The sequence below is a fragment of the Nocardioides sp. genome, from assembly GCF_050246775.1.
In the GTDB taxonomy this organism is placed as follows: Bacteria; Actinomycetota; Actinomycetes; order Propionibacteriales; family Nocardioidaceae; genus Nocardioides.
Map to the genome: position 1 here is coordinate 1 of NZ_JBFWVK010000022.1, position 2,557 is coordinate 2,557.

Below are 2,557 nucleotides of genomic sequence, written 5' to 3' on the forward strand. Positions count from 1 at the left end.
GTAACCACTGCGTAAATCGCATCTAAATTTCCGTTTGCCCTTCTGTCATAGTCCCTCGGAGGAGGTGCATCATGACAGACAGAGCGGCAACACTGATCGAGGAAATCCGCCAGATCAAGGCGCAATACGTGGCCGAGGTGGGCAAGGGGCGGCGGGTGTGGCCGAAGGCAATTAAGACCCGCATCGCTGAATTGGACGAGCTCGGCATTCCCGCCAAGCAGGTTGCTCAGAAAACTGGAATTTCATACGAGACGGTGATTTTGTGGCGATACAAGCGGCGGAAGGCCGGCGAACGATCCGGATTCCACGAGATCACGGTGGCCGGGCCAAAATTGCCGAGCATTTCAAAACCCGTAACCGTAACGGCCACAAAATCTGAAATGACCCCGGCGGCCCTGACCGTCACAACGCCGGAGGGTTACCGCATCGAGGGTTTGAGTGAAGACGTGTTGCTGAGACTCATCTTGGGGTTGAGAGATGGGGTGAGCCATGCTTCTTGAGCGATCGGGAATAAAAATCCTGGTTTATAAGGACACCATCGATATGCGAGCGGGTTTTGAAAAGCTCCATCTTTATTGTGTCCAGCACATGCAAGCAAAAATGAACGAGGGACACGCGTATGTGTTTTTCGGCAAGAACCGCTCGAGGATGAAAATCCTCGTGTATGATGGCTCCGGACTGGTCCTTGTCGCAAAACGGATCGAGCGAAACCGTTTTATGTCCCATGCGGAGCTGCTCGGGCGCACGGAGATTACGCTGGAAGAACTTAAACTCATCTTCCATGGCGGAGTTGTACGCAGGCCCGTGTTCGGCGAAGCTGCCGATCGGCTTGACCAGCAGGAGTTTTCGGACCGCTTCGAATCCGTAGATATTAAGAAAATATTTACGACACAACGGGAGCGACTTGAACTTCCGATGGGAGAGATGAATCTTCCCACGTGAATGGGCACATCACTTGAACGAGCACTGGAGCTGGTGAAAGAGGAGACAAACCCGGAGGTCCTCCGGGCATTGTCGCTCATGGTGATCCAGGAGAACGACCGGCTTCTCAAAGTTATCGATCAGATCGAAAAGGACAAGGCCGCTCGCGACCAGGCACGGCTCAATATAGAGGAGGATTTAAAGTTACTGAGGCGCAAGCTCTTTGGTCGCTCCGAGGATAAGCGGGAGGGACAAAAGGAATCTCGCGAGAAGAGCCAAGAAGATGCCCAGTTGTTCTCGCAAGCGGCGTTCCCCGCTCCTGAGGAGCCAAAATCCCAGAAAGACAAATGGAGGGGCGTTCCCGAGTCGAAGTTCCAGCATGGCTTGAATGATACCGACTTGAAAAAAGAAAGTGAGTTGCGCGGGCTCGAATCACCCTCGGCGAGCCAGTGGGAAGAGATCCCAGGGGCATTTGACACCGTGACCAGAATCCAGATCGTCGAGCGTTCCTACATCAAGGAAGTGCACCAGAAGAAAAAATACCGTCTCAAGGACGAGTTCAATCCCGACGCCTTTGAAAAGGATGTGATCGTGACGGCCCCCGGCCCTGATGCACTTCTGCCGGGCATGAACTACTCGACTGAAGTGGTGGCCGCAACGGTTGCCGATAAGTATGTGTCTCACATCCCTCTGGACAGGCAAGTGCGTATGATGGCGTCGCTGGGTCTTGCTGGCATGCGGACGAGCACCCTGTCGCGCTTTTGCGCTCTCGGGGCGGCCTCGCTCGAGGAGATGGCAGAAAGGATAAAGGCCGAGCTTATTAGAGAAGCCTCGAACGTGGCTTTGCACCTCGACGAGACGCCGTGGCGGATCCAGGACAAGGATCAGAAAGACGGTTACATGTGGGTCATCTCCAACCGCCTCGGGTCTTATTACTTCTTCAAGCCTTCACGCTCGGGCAAGGCGATCCAGGAGAAACTCGAGGGGCTCAATGGTGTTGTGCTGACCGACGGCTACTCCGGCTACAATATTTTGGAAGAGGCTGGGATAGCCCAAGGATACTGCTGGGCCCATGCCCGCCGAAAGTTCTTGCCGGTGGAGCACGACGATCCAGGTGTTATGGCCATCCTCGACGACATCGACGAGTTGTTTGCTATCGAGCGAGAGGCGCGAACGTTCGAACAGCTCAAGAAACTACGGGACGAGCGGAGCGGTCTAATCACGAAGCGTCTTCGCCAGGCTTTGATGAGCGAATATCCGAAGTCTCGCCCAAAGAGCCAGAAACGAAAGGCCCTCGAATACCTACTTGAACGATGGGATGGGTTCACTCTCTTCCTAACTGACATCCGACTTCCGCTCTCGAACAATGAGGCTGAGCGGACAATCAGGCATGCAGTGATGGGTAGAAAGAACTTTTACGGCTCCAACAACCACACGGGTGCTGAGACGGCCGCGACTCTTTACACAATCATTGAAAGCGCTAAGAAGAATGATTTGGACCCGCGTGCTTTCATACTGATGAGCCTCAAGCGCATCGCAGCGGGAAATTCGGTCATGACGCCGCTGGAATATGCGCAACACATCAGGGTACCTGCCACCACACCCACTGGTTAGACGCGAATTAGGCAGTGGTTAC

Annotated in this window: 3 protein-coding genes; all 3 read left to right on the forward strand. The window is 54.3% G+C overall.

All coding sequences use genetic code 11. The annotated features are described in order from the left end of the window. Positions 1-71: 71 nt before the first annotated feature. Genes AB7I40_RS23745 through tnpC form a run of 3 tightly spaced genes read left to right on the forward strand, consistent with a single transcriptional unit; the run spans position 72 to position 2,535 of the window. On the forward strand, positions 72-500 hold the full coding sequence (locus tag AB7I40_RS23745) for a hypothetical protein (protein WP_428348172.1): 429 nt from the start codon (positions 72-74) through the stop codon (positions 498-500). Continuing rightward, positions 490-942 carry an IS66 family insertion sequence element accessory protein TnpB gene (gene tnpB, locus AB7I40_RS23750; RefSeq protein ID WP_428348173.1) on the forward strand — a complete coding sequence of 151 codons (453 nt, stop codon included), beginning with the start codon at positions 490-492 and terminating at the stop codon, positions 940-942. Before AB7I40_RS23745 ends, tnpB begins: the two co-directional genes overlap by 11 nt. Next, entirely contained in the window at positions 943-2,535 is a 1,593-nt protein-coding gene (gene tnpC / locus AB7I40_RS23755; RefSeq protein ID WP_428348174.1) for an IS66 family transposase, read from the forward strand. Positions 2,536-2,557 lie beyond the last annotated feature (22 nt).

Bases quoted from the DNA above. Each gene is read 5' to 3' on its own strand.
- AB7I40_RS23745 (WP_428348172.1), top strand. From the start codon at position 72: ATGACAGACAGAGCGGCAACACTGATCGAGGAAATCCGCCAGATCAAG.
- tnpB (WP_428348173.1), top strand. From the start codon at position 490: ATGCTTCTTGAGCGATCGGGAATAAAAATCCTGGTTTATAAGGACACC.
- tnpC (WP_428348174.1), top strand. From the start codon at position 943: ATGGGCACATCACTTGAACGAGCACTGGAGCTGGTGAAAGAGGAGACA.